This window comes from Streptomyces sp. NPDC085932 (assembly GCF_044540525.1).
GTDB lineage: Bacteria > Actinomycetota > Actinomycetes > Streptomycetales > Streptomycetaceae > Streptomyces > Streptomyces levis.
On the sequence record NZ_JBITSJ010000003.1, the window covers coordinates 285,918 to 301,807 of the forward strand.

The 15,890-nt window shown below is 71.3% G+C and carries 16 protein-coding genes; 5 read left to right on the forward strand and 11 right to left on the reverse strand.

The annotated features are described in order from the left end of the window. Position 1: 1 nt before the first annotated feature. From ACIGAQ_RS17345 to ACIGAQ_RS17385, 9 genes are all read right to left on the reverse strand, one after another. Complete coding sequence (locus tag ACIGAQ_RS17345) at positions 2-1,684, reverse strand: sensor histidine kinase (protein WP_399783627.1); 1,683 nt, start codon at positions 1,682-1,684, stop codon at positions 2-4. A gap of 12 nt (positions 1,685-1,696) precedes the next feature. Beyond that, complete coding sequence (locus ACIGAQ_RS17350; RefSeq protein ID WP_094055064.1) at positions 1,697-2,584, reverse strand: DUF5936 domain-containing protein; 888 nt, start codon at positions 2,582-2,584, stop codon at positions 1,697-1,699. An 18-nt stretch (positions 2,585-2,602) separates the two neighbouring features. Next, entirely contained in the window at positions 2,603-3,547 is a 945-nt protein-coding gene (locus ACIGAQ_RS17355) for a type II secretion system F family protein (protein ID WP_094055063.1), read from the reverse strand. A gap of 9 nt (positions 3,548-3,556) precedes the next feature. Next, positions 3,557-4,894, reverse strand: coding sequence for a CpaF family protein (locus tag ACIGAQ_RS17360; RefSeq protein WP_311679823.1), 1,338 nt, complete (start codon positions 4,892-4,894; stop codon positions 3,557-3,559). A gap of 25 nt (positions 4,895-4,919) precedes the next feature. Beyond that, on the reverse strand, positions 4,920-5,321 hold the full coding sequence (locus tag ACIGAQ_RS17365; protein ID WP_399784605.1) for a TadE/TadG family type IV pilus assembly protein: 402 nt from the start codon (positions 5,319-5,321) through the stop codon (positions 4,920-4,922). A 196-nt stretch (positions 5,322-5,517) separates the two neighbouring features. Then, on the reverse strand, positions 5,518-5,901 hold the full coding sequence (locus ACIGAQ_RS17370; protein ID WP_311680490.1) for a pilus assembly protein: 384 nt from the start codon (positions 5,899-5,901) through the stop codon (positions 5,518-5,520). A gap of 2 nt (positions 5,902-5,903) precedes the next feature. Next, entirely contained in the window at positions 5,904-7,154 is a 1,251-nt protein-coding gene (locus ACIGAQ_RS17375) for a CpaE family protein (protein ID WP_399783632.1), read from the reverse strand. A 6-nt stretch (positions 7,155-7,160) separates the two neighbouring features. Next, complete coding sequence (gene cpaB, locus ACIGAQ_RS17380) at positions 7,161-7,868, reverse strand: Flp pilus assembly protein CpaB (protein WP_362278366.1); 708 nt, start codon at positions 7,866-7,868, stop codon at positions 7,161-7,163. Between the two features lie 70 nt (positions 7,869-7,938). After that, positions 7,939-8,805, reverse strand: a complete 867-nt coding sequence (locus ACIGAQ_RS17385) for a hypothetical protein (protein WP_394814194.1) — start codon at positions 8,803-8,805, stop codon at positions 7,939-7,941. Between the two features lie 350 nt (positions 8,806-9,155). Here ACIGAQ_RS17385 and ACIGAQ_RS17390 point away from each other — a divergent pair, with 350 nt between their 5' ends. The 5 genes from ACIGAQ_RS17390 to ACIGAQ_RS17410 are packed head-to-tail and all read left to right on the forward strand — an operon-like array spanning position 9,156 to position 13,838. Continuing rightward, entirely contained in the window at positions 9,156-10,715 is a 1,560-nt protein-coding gene (locus ACIGAQ_RS17390; RefSeq protein WP_399783635.1) for a hypothetical protein, read from the forward strand. A gap of 19 nt (positions 10,716-10,734) precedes the next feature. Next, entirely contained in the window at positions 10,735-11,295 is a 561-nt protein-coding gene (locus ACIGAQ_RS17395) for a hypothetical protein (RefSeq protein WP_399783638.1), read from the forward strand. Positions 11,296-11,297: 2 nt separating this feature from the next. Beyond that, complete coding sequence (locus ACIGAQ_RS17400; RefSeq protein ID WP_399783641.1) at positions 11,298-11,729, forward strand: DUF3592 domain-containing protein; 432 nt, start codon at positions 11,298-11,300, stop codon at positions 11,727-11,729. Next, complete coding sequence (locus ACIGAQ_RS17405; RefSeq protein ID WP_362278360.1) at positions 11,729-12,118, forward strand: hypothetical protein; 390 nt, start codon at positions 11,729-11,731, stop codon at positions 12,116-12,118. Before ACIGAQ_RS17400 ends, ACIGAQ_RS17405 begins: the two co-directional genes overlap by 1 nt. Before the next feature lie 31 nt (positions 12,119-12,149). Beyond that, complete coding sequence (locus ACIGAQ_RS17410; protein WP_311679838.1) at positions 12,150-13,838, forward strand: glycoside hydrolase family 18 protein; 1,689 nt, start codon at positions 12,150-12,152, stop codon at positions 13,836-13,838. A gap of 19 nt (positions 13,839-13,857) precedes the next feature. Here the strand turns inward: ACIGAQ_RS17410 and ACIGAQ_RS17415 are convergent, their stop codons facing one another. Both ACIGAQ_RS17415 and ACIGAQ_RS17420 read right to left on the reverse strand, forming a co-directional pair. Continuing rightward, positions 13,858-15,171 carry an Nramp family divalent metal transporter gene (locus tag ACIGAQ_RS17415; protein ID WP_311679840.1) on the reverse strand — a complete coding sequence of 438 codons (1,314 nt, stop codon included), beginning with the start codon at positions 15,169-15,171 and terminating at the stop codon, positions 13,858-13,860. A gap of 162 nt (positions 15,172-15,333) precedes the next feature. After that, positions 15,334-15,816 carry an ATP-binding protein gene (locus ACIGAQ_RS17420; protein ID WP_399783646.1) on the reverse strand — a complete coding sequence of 161 codons (483 nt, stop codon included), beginning with the start codon at positions 15,814-15,816 and terminating at the stop codon, positions 15,334-15,336. Between the last annotated feature and the right edge of the window lie 74 nt (positions 15,817-15,890).

Consider the following 15,890-nt stretch of genomic DNA (forward strand, 5'->3'; position numbering starts at 1 on the left):
GTCAGGCGGTGGGTGCCGTCAGGGCTGCCAGGGGGAGTTCCAGGCGGACCTCCGTGCCTTTGGTGTGGCCGCCGCGGCCGATGCGGATGCGGGCACCCACCGAGGCGGCGCGTTCGACCATGCCGACGAGGCCGAAGTGACCCGCTCGGCGCAGTTGTTCGAGGGTGGTGCCCGGGGGCAGGCCGCGGCCGTCGTCGTGGACGCTGATGCGGAGCAGGCCGCCGTGGACGCCTGCGCGGACGTCCACGCGGGTCGGATCGGCGTGGCGGTGGGCGTTCTCCATGGCTTCCGAGGCGATGGTGAGGAGTTGCCGGGCCACCGCGGGTGGGACGGGGGGTACGGCGTGGTCGCCGGTGGGGCGGTAGACGGCGGGCAGGCCCGTGCGGGCACTGAAGTCGCGGGTGCGGGCGGCCAGTTCGACCAGGACGTCGGTCCCCTGGTCGGGGTCCGACTCGCGGCGCAGGTCGGCCAGGAGTTCGCGGGATTCGGCCGCGGCGCGCCGGGCCGAACGGGCGACCAGGGCGGCCTGCCGGCGGACCAGGTCCGGGTCCATGCGCTCGGCGCCCGCCGTCCCGGTCAGGCCGTCGGCGGCCAGGGCGACGCCGTGCAGGGTCTTGGCGACCGAGTCGTGCATCTCCCGGGCCAGCCGGGCGCGTTCGGCGCTGACCGCCTCCGTGACGGCGAGGCGGGCCTGGACGGTGGTGAGGGCCTGGGTGGCCGCGCCGAAGCGGAGCATCAGGTTGCGCAGGCTGGAGCCGACGGCGCCGGCGATGACGCAGAGGCCGGGCAGGAGGGTCGACTCGGCGATGCCGGGGGCCGGGTCCTCCTGGGCCGCGTGGATGAGGAGGAGCAGGAGGGCCTGGAGGGAGGCGAAGACTGCGGCGCCCCGCCAGCCGTAGACGAGCCCGGCGAGGAGGGGGGTGCACACGCTGACGTAGGCGAGGGTGCTGTCGGGGCCCGCGGCGATGAGGAGCAGGGCGCCGAAGAGGGTGTCGGCGGCGAGGAGGACGGGGTGGCGCAGGAGGAGGCGACCGAAGCGTTCCCAGTCCCGGAAGAGGACGTAGGAGGTCATGAAGGTGACGACCACGGCGGCGCCGACCAGGCGGGTGGGAAGGCCCTCGTTGGCGTTGACGAGCGCGGTGGGGGTCGCCAGGGCGATCATGGCCAGGCGGAACCCGAACACCTGGCGGCACATGGCCTGGAGGGCGTTGACCTGGATGTCCAGGGCGGGATGGGTGGGTGTGGTGCCGTCGGTGCCTTCGCCCGGGCGGGGGTGAGCCGCCGCATCTTGCGTACGGCTTGCGCCGTCGAGCGTCAGCGGTGGCCCCTGCGGGGGCGCGGTGCCGTCGGCGGCCGGTCGGCCGTCGGTCCTTGCCGACGGACTCGGCGCAGATGCGCCCGCGGCTCCCTCCCGCCCCTGCGTGGAACCAGCCACCGGAGTGACCCGGGGTGCTCGGTGCCCGTCCCCCTTGATCCGCAGTGTGGGCTCGCCGCCGACTCCGCCGCCGTCCGGCTCCCACCCCGGGGGCAGCGCCGGTGTCACCGACGTGACCGGGACGTCGGGCGCACCCGTGCGGACATGGGCGGGCAGCACCGTACCCGCCGGGGGCGTCGTGATCTCCGGTGTCCGGTCGGCGCGGCGGCGACGGCCCAGCAGTCCGCTGCGTTCCCCTGTCATCGGCATCGTGGCGTCCCCCTACTTCCCCGTCACCGAGCCGAAGTCCGTGCCCGAGCCGAGGATCAGACCGGCGCCGAGGAGCAGCATCGTGGCCGGGACCATGAAGGTCGTGATCATCATCGTGGCCTTGGGGACCGCCCGGGCCGCCTTCCGCCGCGCGTTCTGGGCGTCCGTGCGCCGCATGTCCTTGGCGAGGGACACCAGCGTGTCGACGATCGGAGCACCCAGCTCCTCACCCTGCTGCAACGCGGTCACGAACATGGCGACCTGCTCGGAGTCGTTGCGGCGGCGCAGTTCCGCGAAGGCGTCGCGGCGGCTCATGCCGAGGTCCATCTGGCGCAGGGTGATGCGCAGTTCGTCGGCCCAGGGGCCCTCGTACTTGGACGCCACCCGGTCCAGTGCCTGGCGGAAGCCGAGGCCGGCGCTGACCACGACCGCGAGGACGTCCAGGAAGTCCGGCAGGGTCCGTTCGATGACGTCCTTGCGGATGCGGATGGCCGACCAGATGCCGACCTCCGTCCAGAACGCCCCGAAGGCCAGCAGGAGCAGGGCGACGAACAGCTGTCCACGCATGAGGAAGACCAGGAAGCCGACCCCGCCCAGAGCGCCGTAGACCGCGCGTCGCGCGGCGTAGCGGTCGATCGTCAGACCTCCCGGGTTGCCCGCGAGGTCGATCTTTCGGCGGTACTTGGCCACCTGCTTGGGGCCCATCAGGCGCAGCACGGCGGGCGCGTAGCGCATGCCCATGCGGTCCACGAGCGAGTCGACCGCGCCGGTGCGCGTGGAGCCGACCTCCAGGGCGAGGGCCAGGTCGCCGGGGAGTTTCGCCTCGGCGCGGTACATGCGGATGCCGGCGAAGACGCCCCAGACGCCGATGCCCATCAGCAGGGCGAGAAGCAGTCCCATGGTGTGCCTCCGGGCTTCTCAGATGTCGATGCGGGACAGGCGGCGGATGAGGACGAAGCCGACGGCGTAGAGCGAGAAGGCGATGATGACCGCCGCCTGGCCGAAGGGGGAGCCGGTCATGCGCTCCAGGGCGCCGTCCTTCACGCCGTCCATGAGGAAGAGCGAACCGACGCCCAGGACGGGGACCGCGTACGACGTCATGTTGACCTGCGAGAGCTGGGTGCGGACCTCGCGCCGGGTCTCCTTGCGCTCCTCCAGGGTCTCGGTCAGGTTGCGCAGGGCGCTGACCACCTGGCCGCCCGCCCGGTTCGACAGCACCAGAGTCGTGACGAGGACGACGAGTTCACGCGAGGGGAGGCGGTCCGCCAGTTCGCCCAGTGCCTCGTCCATCGACGCACCGACGGCCAGCTGGGCGGAGACCTTGCCGAGTTCCTCGCCGGCGGGGGCCTCCATCTCCTCGGCGGCCATGCCGATCGCCGTCCGCAAGGCGAGTCCCGCCTGGGTCGCGTTGGCGAGGATCCGGGACATCTCCGGGAGCTGGTTGATGAACTTCTCGATGCGCTTCTGGCGTTGCCAGTTGAGGAACTGGATCGCCACCCACACGCCCAGCAATCCCGCCAGCGGCCCGAAGAACGGGGCCAGGGCCGCCTGCCCGATGAGCCACAGGCCCGCCACCGTCGCCAGCATGTAGACGAAGAACTCACCCGGGGTGATGTCCAGGCCCGTCGCCGCCAGGCGGAGTTCCAGTTTCCTGCCGAGCCTGGTGCGGCGCAGGCGGCGGTCGATGCCGCGGAAGTGGCGGCGGCGGCCGGCGACCGGGATCTGGCCGGTCGCGGACAGCCTGTCGACGAGCGCTTGGCGCTGCGCCTTGCCCATGGCGTAGGAGTGCAGGCCGATGACCGCGAGGACGCAGGTCAGCAGGGTGATGCCGGTGGTGAGCGTGATGAGCTGGTGCAGTTCCATCGGTCGGTCCTACCTGGCTTCTCGGGTGGCTAGCTGGTCCGCGCTCCGGGCGATGCCGAAGGCCTGCGGGATGGGCTGGCTCGCCATGTAGAGGCGGTCGGCGGTGCGGCGCGGGAGGGGGTAGTACTCGAAGTTTCCGTAGATGCGGCCGTCGGCGGCCATCGGCTGCGCGTGGAAGCGGGCGACCGTGACCAGCCGGTACGGGTCGCTGCCGTGGCTGTCCATCAGCGCGATCTCGGTGATGCGGCGGGCGCCGTCCGCGAACCGGGTCAGCTGCACGATGACGTCCACCGCGCTGTTGATCTGGTCGTGCAGGGCGACGAAGGGGATCTCCACGTCCGACATGGAGGCGAGGGTCTGCAGACGCATCAGCGCGTCCTCCGCGCTGTTGGCGTGGACGGTCGCCAGCGAGCCGTCGTGGCCCGTCGACATCGCCTGGAGCATGTCGAGGGACTCGCCGCCGCGGACCTCACCGACGACGATCCGGTCGGGGCGCATGCGCAGGGAGTTGCGGACCAGGTCGCGGATGGTGACCTGGCCCTTGCCCTCGACGTTCGGCGGGCGCGACTCCAGGCGGATGACGTGCGGCTGCTGGAGCTGGAGTTCGGCGGAGTCCTCGATGGTGATGATGCGTTCGCCCTCGGGGATGAGACCGGAGAGCGCGTTGAGCAGCGTCGTCTTGCCGGTGCCCGTCGCGCCCGAGACGATGATGTTGAACTTCGCCTGCACCAGGCCCGCCAGCAGGTACAGCATCGATTCGTCCAGCGAACCCAGGCCGATCAGCTCCTGGAGCGTGAAGGAGCGCGGGAAGCGGCGGATGGTGAGGGTCGCGCCGGTGAGGGACAGCGGCGGGATGATGACGTTGACGCGCTCGCCGGAGGGCAGCCGGGCGTCGACCATGGGGTTCGACTCGTCGACGCGGCGGTTGACCGTGGAGACGATCCGCTCGATCGTCTGCATGAGCTGGTCGTTGGAGGCGAAGCGCAGGGGCAGTTGCTCGACCCGGCCGCCGCGCTCGACGAAGATCGCGTCCGGGCCGTTGACCATGATCTCGGTGATGGAGGCGTCCTCCAGGAGCGGTTCGAGGATGCCCAGGCCGAGGGCCTCGTCGACGACCCGGCGGATCAGCTGCGAGCGCTCCACGGTCGACAGGACCGGGCCCTCGCGGCTGATGATGTGCCCGAGCACGCGTTCCAGCCGGGCCCTGCGCTCGGCGGCGGCCAGCGAACTCATCTCCGCGAGGTCGATCTCCTCCAGGAGCTTGGCCCGGTAGGAGGCGACCATGTGGCCGTCCTCACCCCGGTTGCCGTTCTCCTCGGGGGTGTTGATGCGTGCTCGCAGGCTCATGAGTCCGGTGCTCCTCGCTCGTTGCTCAGTGGTCGCGCGGCATCGTGGCGGTCTTGACGGCGGGACCGAAGTCCCAGCCCGGCACGACGGACGGGATCTGCACGGTGGCCGTGACCGTCACCTCGTCCCCGCCGATCGACGCCGGGCAACTGGTGCCGTCCGCCAGCCAGCTGCTCACCGCCGCCCGGCAGTCCGCCTCGTGCGGCCCGGCCAGCGACGCGCTGCGCGCGCCGGCCCGGGCCGCCGTGCCGGCCTGCTGGGCGGTGTAGGCGATCAGGCCGAGCTGCACGGCCGCCAGGGCGACGAGCAGCAGGATCGGCAGGAAGCCGATGTACTCGATGGCGACCTGCCCCCGGTCCCGGCCCTTGCCGATTCCCGCCGGGCCGGTGCGCGCCGTGCCGGTCCATGACACGCCGGTGCGCGCCATGCCGATCCCTGCCGGGCCGGTCCGCGCCGTAGCGACGCCTGCCGTGCCGGTCCGCACCATGCCGGTCCGTGACGTGCCGGTCCGCGCCATGCCGATCCGTGCGGGACCGGTCCCCGCCGGACCCGTCCGGTCGGCCGGCCGCGCCGCCGTCGCCCCGGCCACCCGGCCGTCGTAGCCCTTGCGGATACCAGCCATGTCAGTCCGTCTCCTCCTCGACCGCTCCCGCGTGCCCCTTGACGGCGTAGGGGAAGGACAGCGTGCCCGGGAAGAGGATCGGGACCTCCAGGCGCACGTCGGCCGTCACATAGCCCGAGCCGCCGCAGGTGACCGTCGCGCCGGAGCGCCACGCGTCCGACAGGTGCTTCAGGCCGGCCTCCTGGCAGGCGCCCTGCCGGGCGCCCGGCCCCACCGCCGTGCCCGCCCGCACCGCCTCGTCCGCGGCGTTGCCCGCGAGGACGAAGGTGTAGCCGACGAGGACGACCTGCCACAGGGCGATCAGCGTCACGAGGATCGTCGGCGTCATGCCCAGGAACTCGATGGTCACCTGGCCCTGATCACGGTTCCGGCGTTCCCGCACCATGGTCACCCCTCCCTCCTCCGCCGCAGGCTCACCGACCCCCGGTCACCGCCCCGGAACCGGCCCGCCTTCTGGGCACCTTCGGGGACCTTGACCAGGCCCAGCTCCGCCGCCAGGCCCCACAGGGCCTGCTTCACCGCGCTCTTGTTCTCCAGTTCGTGGACGCGGCCCGCGTCCACGACGCTCTGCAGTTCCTTGAAGTTGGCGGGGACCGCGGTGGCCGCGACGGCCGTGCCGGTGATCTTCTGGATCAGGGGCGGCTGGATCTCCGTACCGCGGGAGTGCCGGTTGACGACGATCGTCGTCTCCTCGGCCTTGCGGATCTGCAGCCGGTCCCACATCCGCACCGCGCGCTTGGCCCCCCGTACGGCGACCACGTCCGGGGTGGTGACCAGCAGGGCCCGGTCCGCCATCTCCACGGCCGCCGCTCCCGCGCCGCCGATCTGGGCGCCGCAGTCGATGACGACGACCTCGTAGCGGGAGCGCAGGGCGCTGACGATCTGGCGGGCGGCGCGGTCGGTGACGTCCTCGCCGCGTTCCCCCTCGGCGGGGGCCAGCAGCAGGGCGAGGCCGGTGTCGTGGCGGAAGACGGCGTCGGCCAGGACGCGCGGGGAGATGTCGGCGATGGCGGCCAGGTCGACGACGGAGCGGCGGAACTGGACATCCAGGTAGGAGGCGACGTCGCCGGTCTGGAGGTCCAGGTCGACCAGGGCGGTGCTGCGGCCGGAGGCCTGGGCGGCCAGGGCCAGCTGGATCGCGGTGAGGGTGACGCCGACACCGCCCTTGGCGCCGCTGACCGTGACGACGGTGCCGCCCACGCCGGTGAAGACGTCGCCGCCGGCGCCCAGGTGGCGGCGTACGCCGACGGACCACTGGGCGACCGCCTGGACGCGGCTGGCGAGTTCCTCGTAGCTGAGCGGGAGGGCGACCAGGCCGCGGGCGCCGTAGTCCATGGCGGCCTGGAAGAGGCCGGGGCTCGCGTCGGAGGTGACGAGGATGACGCCGACGGCCGGGAAGCGCAGGGCCACTTCGCGGATCAGTTCCAGCGCGGGGACCGGGCCGATCCGCTCGTGGACGATCACGACCTCGGGCAGCTCGTCGACCGATTCGGCGGCCAGGCGGGCGAGGGTGTCGATGAGCTGGGTGGAGTCGACCACCGGGGAGACCGGTTCGGCGTCCGGGAGCTGGCTGAGCAGCGTCGTGACGGACCGGACGGCGTCCGTGTCACCTACGGCCGGGAGGATCCTCGTGGGCATGCGCTCTCACTTGTCCTTCGCGAGTTCGTACGTCCGCTCCCGCTCGGGGACGGTGGTGTCGCTGCCGGGCGCGACCAGGGCGAGCCGGACGCGCTTGGCGAACGACTCGGCGTAGGTGATGCGCTGGGCGTCCAGGGCGGACAGCGCGAAGGTGATGGGGACGGCGTCGGTGGGCTGCTGGGTGCGGTTGCTCTCGTCGGGGTTGAGCGCGGTCAGTTCACCGACGTCGAGGACCTTGGCGTTGGTCACGATGATCTTCGACTGGTCGGGGTCGCCCTCGCGCGCGCCCTCGAAGGTGGCGTAGACGTTGACCGCGGCGCCCGGGGTGATCTTGCCGGCCACGCCGGTGGCCGCGTCGATCATGATGGCGACCTCCTGCTGGCCCGGCTGGAGGGCCGGCTGGCGGACGATCATGTCCGACTGGAGCAGGGAGCCCGCCTTCAGGGTCGTCACGGCGATCTTGCCCTGGATCTCGCGCAGGTCGGTGACCGCGTTGTCCGACAGCCACCGTTCGGGCATCTCGATCTTCTCGAACTGGCCCGTGCTGAGGGTGGTGTAGGGCGGTACGTCGGACTTGAGCCGGTAGGCGGTGACCTCGGGGCCGACCTTGGACTCCACGTCGCTGATGACGGACAGCACGCCGGCGAAGGCGCCGAGGGCGCAGACGACCGACAGGAGCAGGAGAATCACGCCGCGGCGCTGACGGGAATTCATGAACCGTACAACCTCGTTGGGGATATCGGTCGAGCGGGACGGGAGCGGTGCCGGAGGGCGGTGCGCGGGCTCACCCGGCGGCCGTCCGGTTCTCGAGCTGCTTCGGGGGCGGGGTGTCGTGGACGGGCGGCGTGGCGGAGCAGAAGACGCAGCGGTCGCCGATGACGTCGATGCCGCACCAGTGGCAGCGGCTGCGCCGTACGGAGGTGACCAGCTGGTAGAGGACGGACAGGTCGGGCAGGTAGCTGCAGAACTCGATCAGCTTGCCGGTGCCCCACCAGGCCGGTGACTCGGCCGGCAACTGCGTCTCGCGCAGGCCCTGCACGTTCCAGGCGGGGGCGAGGGTGGCGCTGACCCAGTCGGACTGGAGCTGCCCCTTGGCGACGAGCATCCACGTGCCGAACTCGGGGCCGGGCAGCAGCGCTTCGGGCGTGATCTTCACGAGTTTCGGCTCGGGATGGGCGAGGACGCCGAACTGGCTGCCGGGCACCCAGGACTTGGCGTGCGACTTCAGGCCGACGGGCACGTGGTCGAGCCGGGCGACGGAGTTGAGCAGCGCTCCGGCGTGGATGTAGTGGACGAGCAGCCGGCCGGCCGAGGCGAGCACGCCGGGGCTGATGTCGCAGGAGGCCAGCTGACGCAACTGGCGTGCCAGGACGGCCAGTCCGAGGGGTGGCAGCTCCGGCCTGAAGAGGGCGACGCGGTCGGTCTCCATGAGGGAGCGCAGGGTGTGCAGGCGGCGCTGCAGGGCGGTGGGCGCGGCCGGTGAGCAGACCACGATCACGTGCCCGTGGTGCTCGACCAGGGCCTGGAGGTCGGCGAGCGCCTGTTCCAGGGGGCGTTCGGCGAGGTCCCGGAGCACGACGGCGGGCAGGGTGCGTTCGTCCTGTGGCGGCAGCGCCATGTCGGCACTGGTCACGGCAATGGCAGTTGGCACGCGCAGCTCCCCGTTTTCCCCATGCCCGTCGGAACGCCGGGTGTCACTCCGGCGCACCGTGTCGACTTCACTGCGTGACTACCTCAGCACTGTATCCACGGCTCTGTGACCGGAGAACAGCGTTTGTGTAGCTGGTGAGCAACTGCCGTTGCACAAGATGCGTCAAAACGGGGCACGTTGAGCATCTTGCCGGTCACCGGAGCGGCTCGGGCGGGCCCGGGCGGTGGGCCCGGCGGGCCCAGAGTTGACGGTGGGCCTTCGTTTGGGCCCTGAGGCCCACGCCCCGGGCGGCGGCGCGTATCTACGCTCGCCGTCCACGCAGAGGCGGTTCGGGCAAGGAGGGGTGCCGTATGGCTGGCGGGGGCGGCATACGGACGCACGGGCACAGACCGGTCTTCGACGACCGCGGCGCGACCGGCACCGAGTACCTCGGCATGGTCGTCGTCAGCGCCGCGATCGTTCTCGCCCTCTCGGCGACCGGCGTCGGGCAGCTGATCTACGACAAGCTGGCCGCGCAGGTCTGCCGGGTCGCGGGCGGCGGCGACTGCGCGGCGGGGACGCCCGGCCCGGGCAAGCCGCTGACCGACGCCGACTTCGAGCCGGCCCTGTGCCAGGTCTCCTCCGTCACCGACAAGGCCGGTTCCAAGGCGAAGATCTTCTTCTGGGAGATCGGCAAGGAGTACGGCTTCCAGGAGCAGCACCTGAAGGCGAAGACGGACGTCAACGGCGACGGCAAGGTCGACGACAGCGACCAGCTGGTCTATCTGACCTTCACGGACGCCGCCTCGGTCGCGGCGAAGAAGGACTTCAAGCCGGGCATGAAGGTGGGCCGGTTCGGCGCGGACAAGGTGGAGCTGGGGCTCGGCATCAAGGTCACCAACGGCGACACCTGGGTCTTCCAGAGTCCCGAGGAGGCCCAGCGCTTCCGGGACGACGTGGAGAAACTCCAGATGTACGAGATGCGCCGCACCATGCCGGGCGGCGCGGAGGCCAGCCTCGGCGACAGCGTCCTCTACCTCTTCGGCACGGGCCCCCTCAAGGACGAGGAGGACACCCAGAACCGGATCAAGGAGCACCTCGGCGACAACCGGAAGATCACCTACGGCAAGGTCGGCCTGGAGGCCTCGGCGTCGGCGGGTCTGAAGATCTCCGCGGGTGACGAGAAGAAGCTGAGCGCCGCGCTCGGCGGCACCTTCAAGTACTCCCCCGAGGTCACCTGGACGGACAACGCCTACAAGAACACCAAGTCGTACACGTACTCCTCGTCCATCGAGTACGGATCCAAGGTGGGCTACGAGGCGGGCCCGCTCAGCGGCGAGTACGCGGCGAACACCGTGCAGACCGGCACGATCACGGTCACCTACGACAAGAAGACCGGCAAGCTCGTCCGCGTCGACATGACCCGCACGGTGGAGAAGGGCGGCCAGAAGGACGGCGCCAAGGCGGGCGGCGACAACGGCAAGCAGGACGGTGACAAGCGGGGCGGGAACGCCGGCGTGAAGGGCACCGACTCGCAGACCGGCATCGAGATCGTCACCAACACCCTCACCTTCGACCCCGGTCCGGCCGGGGACCGGGACCGCGCGGTCGCCGAGCAGTGGCTGGACAGCAGCAACGAGCAGCTCGCCACGCCGTTCCAGTACATGTTCTCCGACCACGCGCCGACGTCCCGCCCGGGCGCCGACGACCCCTTCGGGCAGCTGATGTTCGACCAGGGGAAGTCGAGCCGGATGACGTACACGGGCGACGTGAACGCGGCCGAGTACGGCTTCGAGTTGAATCTCGGGCTCAGTCTGGGCATGACGATCAGCACGGAGAAGAAGTCGGAGACCCTGACCGGTGCCCAGTTCCTGGGCGCGCCCCGCGGGGACGGTCGCTCCTATCTTCCCTACAGCTACTGTGCGAACTGACGAACGGGAGCCCGAACCGATGAAGACCCGCCGTGCCCGCCTGGCCGCCGCCCTGCTCACGACCGCCGTGGCCCTGACCGGCTGCGGGGGCTCCGACTCCGGCGCCGCCTCGGTGCCCGAAGGGTGGGGGACGCTGACGACGAAGGGCGTCGACGTGGCGTACCCGAAGGGGTACGCGGAGCAGAGCGCCGCCGAGCGGGGGAAGCACAACGCCGCGGCCGCGGTGCGCACCGAGGACGGCCGGAAGGTCTCGGTCATCACCGTGCAGCTCGGCTTCACCGAGGCGAACTCGGCCGAGCAGGCGGCGATCGCGGCCGAGGCCGGCATCCAGCTGGGCGCGAAGGTCGAGGGCCAGAAGGACGTGGAGCTGGCCGGCACCGACGAGGCGAAGCGGATCGACTTCTCCTTCGAGGCGACCGGCGAGGACGGCGGCCCGGCCAAGGGCACCCCGGTGGAGGGAGTGATCCTCACGGGCCTCGACTCCTCGGACACGACGTTCGCGATCCGCATCGACGCCGCCCGAGGCGCCCTGCCGGACGGGGACCTGGACCGGATCGTCGACTCGGTCGAGGTGCACTAGCCGTGGAGGTGCCGGGCGCCGGCTACGTCGTGCTCGCCCTGCTGGTGGCGCTGTTCGGGACGCTGGCAGGGCGGTACGCCGGGCGGCTGGTGACCGTCGCGCGGGTGCTGCGGCGCGGGGTCCGGGCCGGGGGCGAGTGCGTCCGGGTGGAGACCGAGCCCTACGGCCGCTCCGACGCCCGGCGGCACTTCTTCGCCTTCCGTACGGCCGACGGCACGCAGGTCGAGTTCGAGGACCTGGCCGGCGCGTCGACGGTCAGGGGCACGCCGGTCACCGTCACCTACGACCCGCGCGACCCGCAGGGCACGGCGACGGTGGCGGGCCGGGGCAGCTGGTCGCCGCTGCTCCAGTCGCTGGCGCTGGTGGCGGGCTGCGGCATGGCCGCGCTGGGCTTCGCCGTTCTGCTGTACGTCGAGATCTCCGGGGGGAAGTGATGGCACTCGTCCGCTGCTGGGCCGTCGGCATCGTGGTGCTCGTCGTCGCCGAGTACGTCCAGATGACGCTGGTGTACGGACCGCTGGTCGGCCCCGAGGGCGTCGGCTCGTTCGGCGCCGCGCTGGCGCTGGTGCACCTGCCGAACCTGGTGTGCGTGGTGCTCGCGACGTGGGCGGCGGCGCGGGTGCATCCCGAGCCGTGGCGGGAGATGCCGGTACGTCACCTCGCGGCGGCCTGCGCGGTTCCTGTGGCGGCGCAGGTGCTGCTGCTGGCGCTGCGGCCGGACGTGCTGGACCTGGCGGGTGTGGCGTTCTGGATGTCGACCGGCGTGCTGCTGGCGGGATGCGCGGCGGGACTGCTGCTGGACCGGTTGGTCTGGACCTCTTGACAGCGGCTTTGGTCTGGACCACCTTCTTGTCATGTCCAGACACAGACGATCCCTGCGGCTGTGGTCGGGCGCCCTCACGGCTGCCCTGGCCCTCTCTGTCACGACCGTCGGCCAGGCCTCCGCCGCCGACGTCAACAACGTCCGGAACGCGGGCTTCGAGTCGGGCCTGAGCGACTGGACCTGCTCGGCGGGCAGCGGCACGACGGTCTCCTCCCCGGTGCGCAGCGGCACGTCCGCGCTGCGGGCGACCCCCGCCGGCCAGGACAACGCGCGCTGCACCCAGACCGTGCGAGTGAAGCCCAACTCGACCTACAACCTGGGCGCCTGGGTGCGCGGCGGATACGCCTACCTGGGCGTGACCGGCACCGGCACGACGGACGTGTCCACCTGGACCCCCGACTCCGCCTCCTGGAAGCAGCTGTCGACGACCTTCACCACGGGCGCGTCGACGACCTCGGTGACGGTGTACACGCACGGCTGGTACGGGCAGGCCGCCTACTACGCCGACGACGTGTCGGTGTTCGGCCCCGACGGGGGCGGCGGCACCGACCCGGGCCCCACCGTCCCGGCCGCGCCGAGCGGACTGCGTGTCTCCGGCACGACGTCCTCCTCGGTGTCGCTCGCCTGGAACACCGTCTCCGGCGCCACGGGCTACACCGTCTACCGCGACGGCACCAAGGTCACGGCGGTCTCCGGCACCTCGGCCACGGTGACCGGGCTGGCCGCCTCCACCTCGTACTCCTTCCAGGTCACGGCGACGAACGCGGCCGGTGAGTCACCGAGGTCGGCGGCGGTCACGGGAACCACGAACAACACCACGGGACCCGGCCCCGCCCTGCCCAAGCACGCGGTGACCGGCTACTGGCAGAACTTCAACAACGGCGCCGCGGTCCAGCGGATCTCGGACGTGCCGGCCCACTACGACATCATCGCGGTGGCCTTCGCCGACGCCACGGGCACACCGGGCGCGGTGTCCTTCACCCTCGACTCGGCCGGGCTCAACGGCTACACCGTCGACCAGTTCAAGGCCGACGTGAAGGCCAAGCAGGCGGCCGGCAAGAAGGTCATCATCTCGGTCGGCGGCGAGCGCGGCACGGTCAGCGTGAACGACGCCGCCTCGGCGACGAACTTCGCCAACAGCGTCTGGTCCGTGATGCAGGAGTACGGCTTCGACGGCGTCGACATCGACCTGGAGAACGGCCTCAACGCGACCTACATGACGCAGGCCCTGCGCGCCCTGTCCGCCAAGGCGGGCCCGTCGCTGATCATCGCGATGGCGCCGCAGACCATCGACATGCAGTCGACGTCCAACTCCTACTTCCAGACGGCGCTGAACATCAAGGACATCCTCACCGTCGTCAACATGCAGTACTACAACAGCGGTTCCATGCTCGGCTGCGACGGCAAGGTCTACAGCCAGGGCACGGTCGACTTCCTGACGGCCCTGGCCTGCATCCAGCTGGAGAACGGCCTCGCCCCGTCCCAGGTCGGACTCGGCCTGCCCGCCTCCACCCGGGCGGCGGGCGGCGGCTACGTGTCGCCGACGGTGGTCAACAACGCCCTGGACTGCCTCACCAAGGCCACCAACTGCGGCAGCTTCAAGCCGCCGCGGACGTACCCGGCCCTGCGGGGTGCGATGACCTGGTCGACCAACTGGGACGCCACCTCCGGCAACGCGTGGTCCAACGTCGTCGGACCGCACGTGGACGCACTGCCGTAGCCGCCCGGCCTCCCGGCGCCTAGAAGAACTCCCCCCACGGCTGGTCCCAGATCTGCTTGACGCACAGGATCAGGAACAGCAGCCCCGCGACGGCGAGCATCACGTTGCTCACCGGGCCGTTGCGCCACTCGCGGGGTGTGCGGGGGGAGTTCAGGAGCCAGATCAGGGTGCCGGCGAGGAAGGGCAGGAAGGCCGCGCCGAGCACGCCGTAGATGATGATCAGGCGGAAGGGCTGGCCCTCGAAGAGCAGGATCATGGGCGGGAAGGTCAGCCAGAGCAGGTACGCGCGGAACGGCCAGGAGCGTTCCCGCTCCCCCGAGGCGACCTCCTCGCCCTTGGCCCGGCCCCGGCCCGACAGCCGGGCCACGAAGTCGGCGAACATCAGGCTCACGCCGTGCCACACCCCGATCAGCGAGGTGAAGGACGTGGCGAAGAAGCCGATGAGGAAGAACTTGGCCGTCGCCGCGCCGTACTCCTCCTCCAGGATGTCGCCCAGCTGGATCAGGCCCTTGTCACCGCTGGCGATGGCGACGTTCGCGGAGTGCAGCAGCTCCGCGCCGACGAAGAGCATGGCGATCACGAAGATGCCGGTGGTGGCGTAGGCGACGCGGTTGTCCAGCCGCATGACCTTCATCCAGCCGGTGTCGGTCCAGCCCTTGGCGTTGACCCAGTAGCCGTACGCCGCCAGTGTGATCGTGCCGCCCACGCCACCGATCAGGCCCAGCGTGTTGAGGATCGAGTCCTTCTCGTCCGGCAGCACGGGCAGGAGCCCCGCGAAGGCGTCCGCCAGGTTCGGCGTCACCCGGATCGCCAGGTACACCGTCACCACGAACATGACGCCCACCAGGACCGTCATGACCTTCTCGAAGACCGCGTACTTGTTGAACCAGACGAAGACCAGCCCGACCAGACCGCAGGCGATGCCCCACCACTTCAGGTCCATCACGTCCGGGAAGAGCGCCTGCAGCGGCAGCGCGCTCGACGACATCGCCGCGGCGCCGTAGACGAAGCCCCACACCACGACGTAGACCGCGAAGAACCAGGTCGTCCAGCGGCCGAGACTCGCCCAGCCGTCGAACAGGGTGCGCCCGGTGGACAGATGCCAGCGCCCCGCCGCCTCGGCCAGGGAGATCTTCACCAGACAGCCGATGATCGCGGCCCACAGCAGCGTGTACCCGAAGTTGCTGCCCGCGATGAGCGTGGCGACGAGGTCCCCGGCCCCCACACCGGTGGCCGCGACGACGATCCCCGGCCCGATGTACTTCCAACTCGCCTTACGCATAGGAGGGTGCTGAGGAGCCTGGTCCGTGGTGTTTCCCGTGGTGTCCGCCATGCAGATCAAGAAACCGTAAAGGACCGCACCCGACAAGAGGGCGCGGGAGCAACGACCCCAGGGGCGCGGGAAACCGCGCGCCCGGCCCCGCGCCCCCGCGGAGGGGAACGGCCCCCCGGCGGTTCGGGCGAACCCCGGGGACGGCCGAACCCGGCGGTGGCGTCACGGCTGTCGCCGACCGCAGCCGTCCGCCCCGCACGTGCCGAGCTCGAACCACACGGTCTTGCCCGACCCGTCCCGGTGGCAGCCCCAGCGCTGGGCGAGCGCGTCCACCAGGAACATCCCTCTGCCGTTCTCCCCGGTGTCCGCCTCCAGCACCCGGGGCACCCGCCGCTCCCCGTCGGCGACCTCGCAGCGCAGCACGCCGTGCGCCGCGAAGAGCGTGAGCCGGAAGCCGCCTTCGGCGTGCACCAGCGCGTTGGTGACCAGCTCGCCGACGAGCAGCTCCGCCACGTCCGCCACGTCACCGCGCTCCGCGATCCCCCAGTCGTCCAGCTGCCTGCGCACCTCCGCGCGTGCCTCCCGCACGACGAAGGGCCGGGGCGCGTACTCGACACTCAGGTGGCCCGCTCCCAGAGGTGGTTGCGGGAACGGGCCGTAGTGGGCGTCGGGGTCCGGGAGGTGGCGCCCGGAGAGTTGCAGCATGCCTCCAGGGTGATCCCCGGGGAGGGTCCGGCGCAGGGGGAGGACTACCCGTTCCCCTACCTGCTTGTGCAGGT

Bases quoted from the DNA above. Each gene is read 5' to 3' on its own strand.
- ACIGAQ_RS17355 (WP_094055063.1), bottom strand. From the start codon at position 3,547: ATGGAACTGCACCAGCTCATCACGCTCACCACCGGCATCACCCTGCTG.
- ACIGAQ_RS17415 (WP_311679840.1), bottom strand. From the start codon at position 15,171: ATGGCGGACACCACGGGAAACACCACGGACCAGGCTCCTCAGCACCCT.
- ACIGAQ_RS17410 (WP_311679838.1), top strand. From the start codon at position 12,150: ATGTCCAGACACAGACGATCCCTGCGGCTGTGGTCGGGCGCCCTCACG.
- ACIGAQ_RS17365 (WP_399784605.1), bottom strand. From the start codon at position 5,321: ATGGCGCGCACCGGCGTGTCATGGACCGGCACGGCGCGCACCGGCCCG.
- ACIGAQ_RS17375 (WP_399783632.1), bottom strand. From the start codon at position 7,154: ATGCCCACGAGGATCCTCCCGGCCGTAGGTGACACGGACGCCGTCCGG.
- ACIGAQ_RS17420 (WP_399783646.1), bottom strand. From the start codon at position 15,816: ATGCTGCAACTCTCCGGGCGCCACCTCCCGGACCCCGACGCCCACTAC.
- ACIGAQ_RS17360 (WP_311679823.1), bottom strand. From the start codon at position 4,894: ATGAGCCTGCGAGCACGCATCAACACCCCCGAGGAGAACGGCAACCGG.
- ACIGAQ_RS17405 (WP_362278360.1), top strand. From the start codon at position 11,729: ATGGCACTCGTCCGCTGCTGGGCCGTCGGCATCGTGGTGCTCGTCGTC.
- ACIGAQ_RS17345 (WP_399783627.1), bottom strand. From the start codon at position 1,684: ATGCCGATGACAGGGGAACGCAGCGGACTGCTGGGCCGTCGCCGCCGC.
- ACIGAQ_RS17350 (WP_094055064.1), bottom strand. From the start codon at position 2,584: ATGGGACTGCTTCTCGCCCTGCTGATGGGCATCGGCGTCTGGGGCGTC.
- ACIGAQ_RS17370 (WP_311680490.1), bottom strand. From the start codon at position 5,901: ATGGTGCGGGAACGCCGGAACCGTGATCAGGGCCAGGTGACCATCGAG.
- ACIGAQ_RS17390 (WP_399783635.1), top strand. From the start codon at position 9,156: ATGGCTGGCGGGGGCGGCATACGGACGCACGGGCACAGACCGGTCTTC.
- cpaB (WP_362278366.1), bottom strand. From the start codon at position 7,868: ATGAATTCCCGTCAGCGCCGCGGCGTGATTCTCCTGCTCCTGTCGGTC.
- ACIGAQ_RS17395 (WP_399783638.1), top strand. From the start codon at position 10,735: ATGAAGACCCGCCGTGCCCGCCTGGCCGCCGCCCTGCTCACGACCGCC.